Consider the following 7,128-nt stretch of genomic DNA (forward strand, 5'->3'; position numbering starts at 1 on the left):
GCAACTTTCTCACTCTCGTTAATTTGTTAGTTAGGCGGCGGACAATTCAAAACTAAACGTTACTTCTCTTTCCAGACTTAACGTCATGGGATACTCGCGATCGATCGGCAACATCAAGTCCTTTAGGAGCGCGTTTGGTTGCGCCAAGATGCCCTGAATCAATCTCTCGAAATCCTGCAGAATGTGAGTAATTGTGGCTAGCTCGAAGCGGCGGAAATCGTAATTGATGCCGATGCAGAAATTGAGATCCGGATACACGGCAACAGTCAGGGGATAGTTAGTCTTGTAAAAATTTGGCGCCTTGGAGAAAATCGTCGAGTTCGAGATTTCTAAATTGCCTTCCCATTTTTCCAAGAGTGAATCCACAGGCGCGTTTTCATACACCAAGATACTCTCGAACAAAGGCCTGCTTCGCGGCACTTGACTCCACCCTTGAATATCAACTAGCGGACTCCACTCGTACTGGCGCATTTCCAGTAATTGTTCTTGAAGCTGCCTCAGCCAAACTAGCAGAGATTGTTCAGAAGCTACCTCGATCCATACGGGCAAGCTGTTAACAAATAGCCCAATTAGCGGCTCGTCTTGTAGTAATTCTACTGGGCGTCCCGCCACTGTACATCCGTAGACTACTTTGCTCACGCCGCTGTAGTAACTGAGCAGCATCGCCCATGCTCCCTGAAATATCGTACTCAATGTAAGCTGGTGCTGCCGCGAAAAAGATTGCAGCGCTGCTGTAGTTTCTGGCGATAAATAGATTCTCTGTTCGTCGTATTTTTCCTCGGAATTGAAGGCGCTGCTAGCATCTAGATTGGTGAGGGAAGTAGGCGATCGCAATTCTCCGAGCGCTTGCCTCCAGTACGTCTGGGCTTTCGCTACGTCTTGTTTTTGCAACCATTCGATGTATTCTCGGTAGGGAATGCTGGGCCCTAAATCTACATTTTTCCCATCACAAATCGCCTCGTAAATTTGAAGCACTTCCGCGAGAATCGTGGGGATTGACCACCCATCCATCACGATAAAATGTCTGCTCCAAATAAATTGGTAACAGTTGTCAGCGAGGCGAAACAAAGTCAGGCGCATCAAACACTCTTGGGAAAGGTCGAACCCTAAGGCGCGATCGCTCTCCAGAAAAGTATTTAATTGCTCCTCCTGTTCCGCAGGATTTAGCCCCCGCCAGTCGCATTGCTCTAAGGGAACTGTTACTTGCTGATATACAACTTGTAAGGGTTTGTTGATATCTTGCCAGAAAAAGCCTGTCCGCAAACTCGCGTGCCGGTTCGCTACTTGCTGCCAAGCGCTAGAGAAAGCGCCCACGTTGAGATTTCCCCGCAACAAAAAGGGCATTTGGAAAAAATACAGTCCCAATTCCGGAGCGAATAAGCTATGAAAAAGAATGCCTTTCTGAATCGGCGAAAGTTCGTAAATATCCTCAATGTTTTCTACTTGCATGAATTTTTACCTGCGCTGGTTGATTTTCGCTAAGAAGCGATCGAGGTCTTTTTGACTCAAATTTGCTTTTGGGAAGTCAGAAGGCGTGTAGGTTGCTGCTTCGGCAGACTGACAGTGAGCAGCAAGCGATCGCAAATTATCCACAAAATCTTTAGCTAGTTTTTCGATGGTGGTTCGCCGGTAGGCTGCTTCGCTATACCTCCACTCTAGTTGCAGCCTATTTTGTCGCACGCCGGAGTCAATTGCGATCGGATAGCGCCGATTTCCTAGCAGGCTGCTGCGATCGCTTTCAACTAGCTCAAACGCCAAAGATTCAGGCAAAATCGGATCTAATTGCTCGCGGTAGTTAAATCTAATCTGCGATCGATCCAAGGCTTGCAGGTGCGCCGCTACTTCTGCGCCATCGCCCAAATAGCGCAGTACCCCGTAGCCAGCGCCTCGATTGGGTACGCCCCGCACCTGCTCTTTAATCGCCTTTAAAGCTTCCCCAGGCCCAGAGATGCCCTTGAGAATGAGCTGCACCGGGAAAATCGCCGCAAAGCAGCCAATAGTGCGCGACAAATCGATATCTTTGGCAAAAATTTCTCGCCCCGAAGCCTCCAAATCCACCAGCAAGGAATCCGCTTTCGTCCACTGATTAAAAGTTTGCACCAATGCAGTCAGCAATACTTCGCTCGTTTGGGTTCCATAAGCTGCAGGAACTTTTTGCAGTAAAGTGCGAGTTTCTTCAACATCGAGCGAAACTAATACAGCGTTTTCCCGATCGTTGCTTGGAGAATCAACGGGCAGTTGCGAGACTTCTTGACGCGCAGCCAGCCAGTAATCTCGCTCTTGCTGAATTTGTGGCGATTTGGCGTACTCTTGCAGAAATTCTGACCACCGTTTAAAAGTTGCTGTTGTGGGCGGTAATTCTACGGATTTGCCCTGACTCAACTGCGCGATCGCCGCCGAAAGTTCCTCTAGCAAAATTTGCCAGGAAACGCTATCTGCCGCCAGTTGGTGAATCGTTAATAGCAGGCTATTGTGTCGATCCTTTCCCTGGTTAAACAAAGCCGCTCGCCAGAGAATTCCCTCGGCTGGATTCAAACTTTCTTTCAGCTCGGCGGCAGTTCTTTCTAAAGTAATTTCTCCTTCGATCGCTGGCAACGCCGATAAATCGATGTATGAGAAAGGTTCTGTTTGGATTTCATCTAAACTACCGTACATTTGCTGCCAGCCAGATTCTGTATGGAGAAATCGCAGGCGAAGAATGTCGTGGCGATCGAGCAATTTTTGCACCGCTTGCTGCCATAGTTCAGGAGCGATTGCCGAGTCTGTTTTAAATAAAAAGCTCTGGCACTTACCGGAATTTTTTTCTTCTAAAAATTCCTGCTGTATGGGGAGAACAGGCAGCAGTTTTTCAGGCGTCTCAATTGTGCTTGCAACCGCTGCAAGCTCCGCCACAGTGGGACACTCAAACAGTTGTTTGGGCGTCACGCGCAAGCCGGCTTGATTGATTTTGGCGACGATGCGAATGCTTGAAATCGAATCTCCGCCTAACTCGAAAAAGTTATCGTAAATTCCTACTTTTTCGACCTCTAGCATTTGCCCCCAAATCTGGGCGATAGTTGCCTCGGCAGGCGTGCGAGGTTCTGCGAAAGTTCCTGCTAATTTCCCTCTCGCACTGTCGGGTTCTGGGAGCGATCGCCGGTCTACCTTTCCGTTAGGAGTTAAAGGCAAACTTTTGAGCGTTACAAAAGCCCAAGGCACCATGTACTCAGGCAATTTTGCCGCTAAAAAACGGCGAAGTTCGCTGCTGCTTGGCGCTTGTTTCTGATTAGAAACAAAATAAGCCACGAGGCGCTTTTCACCAGGCGCATCTTCCCGCGCCACCGCTACAGCCTGCGCGATATCTGGATGCTGCCCTAATGCTGCCTCAATTTCTCCCAATTCAATGCGGAAGCCGCGGATTTTTACTTGACTGTCAATTCGCCCGATGAATTCGATGTTTCCGTCTGGCAAATAGCGAGCCAAATCACCCGTTTTATAAAGATGTGCCTGCGCGTCAAAGGGATGGCGAATAAATTTTTCTGCGGTTAATTCGGGGCGGTTGAGATAGCCCCGCGCCAGACTGCTGCCGCCGATGTGCAGTTCCCCAGGTACGCCTACTGGCACTGGCTGCAAATGGGAATCCAGTAGATAAATCTGGGTATTTGCTATAGGTTTGCCGAGTGGAACTGTCTCGGAAATTCCTTTCAATTCCTCGCCATACACTTGATAGGTGAGTACGCCCACCGTTGCTTCTGTTGGCCCGTAGTGGTTGAAAATCAGGCAATCTGGATTGATTTTATGAATCTTTTCAATTAGCTCCCAGCTAGCAGCTTCACCGCCTAAAATTAGCCGTGTTCGTGGCACAATTGACTCGGCGACAGAAGAAGTTAAAAGAGCAGCAAGGTGCGAGGGAACAATCTTGAGGCAATCGATCGAATGGTGGCAGAAATATTGGGCCAGTGCTTCTGGATCGGTGGCGCGTTCTTGGGATACTATATGCAGGCATCCACCGGAACAAAGTGCCGGGAAAATCGCTGTATTGCCCAAGTCGGCGGCGAAGGTAGAAACGGTGGCAAAACTGGCACCTGATGGCAGGTTTAATCTTTCCTCAATAGCGTACAGGTAATTGAGCAGTTGCCGGTGTTCGATCGCTACTCCCTTGGGCGTGCCAGTGGAACCGGAAGTATAGATGACGTAAGCTAAATTGTCAGAAGAGGCGCGAGGCGTGTAAGAGGCAGAATTAGTGGGAATGTCTGTATCGATGCAAACAATATTTACCTGAGTTTTCGGCAAGCTTTCAGCGAGTCGCTGTTGTACGAGTAAAACCTTCACCTGAGCGTCTTCTAGCATTAGCGCTTTGCGATCTGCTGGGGTTGCCGGATCGATCGGTAAATAGGCACCCCCGGCTTTGAGTACGCCCAGCATTCCTAGGATTGTTTCTAAAGAGCGATCGACGCAAATTCCGACAATTGACTCTGATTCAACTCCCAAGTTTTGCAGGTGATGGGCGAGTTGATTGGCGCGATTGTTAAGTTCTCGGTAAGTGATTGTTTGGTTTTCAAAGATGACGGCAATATTATCAGGAGTGCGATCGGCTTGTTCTTCAAAAAGCTGGTGAATGCATTTGTCTGTCGGGTAATCTTTCTGGGTTTGGTTGAACTCGACGAGAAGCTGGTGACGATCGCGATCGCTGAGTATATTTAACTGACTGATGGGTATTTGTGGATTTTTTAAGGCACTTTCTAACACCGCCTGGAAGTATTGTGACAAGCGCTTGACATCTTCAGCTTCAAATAAAGCCGAATCGTAGCGAAACTCGGCGGTTAAGCAATTGCCTCGTGAAAGGCCCGAAAGTTTAAGTTTGAAGGGCTCTAGGCAGGCATCTTGCCGATCGAGGAAAAATGAAACGCCAGACTCGCCATATTTCTCTGGCTTTGTTTCATACTCAAAGCAGATGGGCAAAAAAGCGTTACTTTTATCGGATTCTAGAGTTTCTTCCCAGGTGAAATATTCTTGCCAAGTGTGAATATCTTTGAGATTTAGCTCAACTTGCCGCCAAATTTTGGCAAAACTGAATTCGTCTTGCAAGTCGCATTGTAGCGGTAAATAGGTACTCAACAGCCCCAGCGCTCCCTCTAATTCTTCATATTTCCTAGCGTTTCCAGTTACGCCGATTATCGGGTTTGGCTGTCTGGTAAGCCGCGCAATCAGAATTTGCCAGCAAGTCAGCAGAAATGTAGAAATATCGCTTTGGTGTTTTTGGGCGATCGCTTCCAGGCTGTCGAACAAATCACCCCGAATTTCCACCCTTTCTACTAGCGGCTGAAATTTCGCTTCTGAATTCTTCTTTTCCCAAGGAAGCGTTAATAAATCCAAAGATTCAATGTTCAGCTTTCGCCAGTATTCTTGGCCGATTGCCGTTTCTTCTGATTCGAGCAGCTCATTTTGCCACTCAGCAATATCGGCATATTGCATTGGCTCATCAGAGAACTCTTCCCCGCACGCGCAGGCTGAGTATGAAAGACTGAGTTCGCGGGTGAAATTTTTCAGGGTGACGCTATCTGCAATTAAGGCAGAGAAGTTCGCCAGCAATAGGTGCTTGTTTTGCGCCAAAGTGACTAAAGAGAGATGCCAAAGTGGGCCGCGCTCAAAATCAAAAGGAAGCAGGTTTAGTTGCTGAAAAAGCGCTGCGATTTTAGCTTCTTGTTCTTCGGGAGACAAACCGCTGAGATTGTATTCCGAGATCGGAACTTCACCAGTGCAGGCGATCGCTTGCAGGGGTAGTGTCATCCCAGGCAAGCAGTGAAAGCTAGTCCGCAGGATTTCGTGCCGATTCACGACATTTTGCAGCGCACTTTTAAGAATCTCTCGATCGAGGTTTCCTGTAATTAAAATTGCACCTCGAACGCCATAGATCTGTTTAGGATTATTTTGCTGTAACCCCCACAAATGTCGTTGCTGTGGAGAAAGTCTAAACCCTTCGATTGTTTCCTTTTGCATATCTACTGTTCCTTTCAGGGGTCTAAATGTCTTGACAGCTAAACGGTTCTGCCATCCCGACAACAACTCGACGCGAACCAGAGAATGGAGTGCGTCCGTGCGCGGTTAGCATATTATCTAGCAGCAAGACATCTCCTTCTTCCCAAAGGAAAACAGTTGTTGCTTGCTGATAGCAGCGACGAATTTCGTCTAATATAAAATCTTCAAGGGGCGAGCCATCGCCGTAATAAGCATTGCGGGGTAAATCTTCCTGTTTAAAAGAAGTTAAAAGCTCTTTGCGAACGGCGGGTTCGAGATTGGAAATGTGGAAGAGGTGAGCTTGATTAAACCACACCATTTCCTGCGTTTTTGGGTGCCCAGCGACAGCTTGACATATTTGCCGAGTTCTCAAGCCATCGCCACTTTTCCATTCTAACTCAATTCCCGCTTTTTCGCAATACTCTTCTACCTCAATTTTGCTATCAGTATTAAAGACATTTTGCCAGGGTAAATCTACACCACCGCCGTAATTTCGCACATACATAACCTTTTTTTTGGCAAACTTTTCTCTAATCTTTAAATCCAGGCTTTCAAATACTTGGCGGCTGTTAGCGATCGGAGTTTCTCCTCCCTGTTCGGCTTTCTTGACGCAGAAAAAAGCAATTTTCAGCGGCCAATTGCGAGAATAAGCCATTTCATTGTGCAGTGGGATGAATTGCTCGGCAGGATACTCGGTGGAAGTGTAGATATTTCCGCTCACCAGACTGCGCGGAGTCGAGCGAAAAGAATATTCCAACAAGTCGCCAGCAATAGTTTGAATAAACTGCTCGAAACCATTCACCCCGCCGACTTCAAAGCCTCGAAAAAGTATTCCTCCATGCTTCCATAACTGCGTTTCAATTGATGAGCGATTGTTCTGTGCCCAACCTGCGAGATTTAATTTTTCTACTGTTGGCTGAACAACTAGAGGTAGAAGGTTTTCGGGCTGGAAGTAGGCGGTTTTGACTAATTCCTCTGAGGACAAGCTGACGGCTTTGCGCCTAACCGAGCCTAACTTTTGGGAATTGAGATTCTTTGTTTCTGTATTTGTCATAGTTTTTGCTTTGGTGAGGAGTTTATCCCTATTCCGGTAGCATCGGCAGAGTAAAATTCAGTCAACAGTCAACCACA

Annotated in this window: 3 protein-coding genes; all 3 read right to left on the bottom strand. The window is 47.5% G+C overall.

All coding sequences use genetic code 11. The features are described 5' to 3' along the window. Positions 1–30: 30 nt before the first annotated feature. Genes QUB56_RS16900 through QUB56_RS16910 form a run of 3 tightly spaced genes read right to left on the bottom strand, consistent with a single transcriptional unit; the run spans position 31 to position 7,051 of the window. A complete protein-coding gene (locus tag QUB56_RS16900) occupies positions 31–1,449 on the bottom strand; it encodes a condensation domain-containing protein (RefSeq protein ID WP_332956640.1) in 1,419 nt (472 codons plus the stop codon). Positions 1,450–1,455: 6 nt separating this feature from the next. Continuing rightward, positions 1,456–5,979, bottom strand: a complete 4,524-nt coding sequence (locus QUB56_RS16905; RefSeq protein WP_332956641.1) for an amino acid adenylation domain-containing protein — start codon at positions 5,977–5,979, stop codon at positions 1,456–1,458. 22 nt (positions 5,980–6,001) lie between these two features. Next, complete coding sequence (locus tag QUB56_RS16910; RefSeq protein WP_332956642.1) at positions 6,002–7,051, bottom strand: TauD/TfdA family dioxygenase; 1,050 nt, start codon at positions 7,049–7,051, stop codon at positions 6,002–6,004. Positions 7,052–7,128 lie beyond the last annotated feature (77 nt).

The organism is Microcoleus sp. AR_TQ3_B6, assembly GCF_036702785.1.
Classification (GTDB): domain Bacteria; phylum Cyanobacteriota; class Cyanobacteriia; order Cyanobacteriales; family Microcoleaceae; genus Microcoleus.

Excerpts from the sequence above, each read along its gene's own strand:
- QUB56_RS16900 (WP_332956640.1), bottom strand. The coding sequence starts at position 1,449 with ATGCAAGTAGAAAACATTGAGGATATTTACGAACTTTCGCCGATTCAG.
- QUB56_RS16905 (WP_332956641.1), bottom strand. The coding sequence starts at position 5,979 with ATGCAAAAGGAAACAATCGAAGGGTTTAGACTTTCTCCACAGCAACGA.
- QUB56_RS16910 (WP_332956642.1), bottom strand. The coding sequence starts at position 7,051 with ATGACAAATACAGAAACAAAGAATCTCAATTCCCAAAAGTTAGGCTCG.